Origin of the sequence: Bradyrhizobium sp. SZCCHNS3002, from assembly GCF_032377435.1 — a bacterium.
Classification (GTDB): Bacteria; Pseudomonadota; Alphaproteobacteria; order Rhizobiales; family Xanthobacteraceae; genus Bradyrhizobium.
In genome coordinates, this window is record NZ_JAUHHY010000039.1 from 1 (window position 1) to 1,166 (window position 1,166).

The 1,166-nt window shown below is 66.7% G+C and carries 1 pseudogene; it reads left to right on the plus strand.

What is annotated here, in order from left to right:
• Window positions 1-1,166, plus strand: a pseudogene (locus QW845_RS34095) (hypothetical protein); the annotation flags it as partial.

The window sequence follows — 1,166 nt, forward strand, 5'->3', positions numbered from 1 at the left end:
TCGGGAGGCACGGCCGCATTCGAGGCGTTCGAGACGTCCTTCCACGAGGACTTGAACGGCGACGGCATGATCGGCATCCCGACAACGGTCATCGAGGCCGTGGGATCGACCAGTCTCGTCCAGGCCGGCAACGGCTATTTCCTCAATCCCGTAGGCGGCGGCACGGGCCCGCAAGTCAAGTTCGGCGGCGCCAACCTGGTGGTCGGCCAGCTCGGCGGCTGGACTCCGATCGCGGCCGACGTCGTCGGCAGCGGCTATCAGATCGCCTGGAAGATGGCCGGCGCCAATCTCTACACGGTCTGGAACACCGACGGCAGCGGCGCCTATACGGGCAACGCGATCGGCGCGGTCAGCGGGACGGACAGCGGACTCGAAGCGCTCGAGACCAACCTCCACCAGGACCTGAACGGCGACGGCACGATCGGCATTCCGACCACGGTCATCGAAGCCCTGGGATCGACCAGCCTCGTCCAGTCCGGATCCAGCTACTACCTGAACCCGGTCGGCGGCGGCACAGGTCCCCAGGTCAAGTTCGGCGGCTCCGTCCTCGTCGTCGGTCAGCTCGGCGGCTGGATGCCGATTGCGGCGGACACCGTCGGTGGCGGCTATCAGATCGCCTGGAAGATGACGGGCGCGGACCTCTACACGGTCTGGAATACCGACAGCAGCGGCGCCTATACGAGCAACGCGATCGGCGCCGTCAACGGCACCAACAGCGGTCTGGAAGCGCTGGAGACCAACCTCCATCAGGATCTGAACGGCGACGGCACGATCGGCATCCCCTCGGCCGTGATCGAAGCGCTGGGATCGACGAGCCTGGTGCAATCCGGTTCGACCTACTTCCTCAATCCGGTCGGCGGCGGCACCGGGCCGCAGATCGCGTTCGGCGGCAGCGTCGTCACCGTGGGCCAGCTCGGCGGTTGGAACCCGATCGGCGCGGAGAGCTCCGGCGGCGGCTACCTGGTCGCCTGGAAAATGGCTGGCGTCGACCTCTACACGGTCTGGAATACCGACAGCAGCGGTGCTTACGTCAGCAATGCAATCGGCGCCGTTCCGGGCGGCTCGGCAGCGCTGGAGACGCTGGAGACAAGCTTTCATCAGGATCTGAACGGCGACGGCACCATCGGTGTGCCCGCTCACGTCGCAGCGGGCACGCAAGCCCTGAC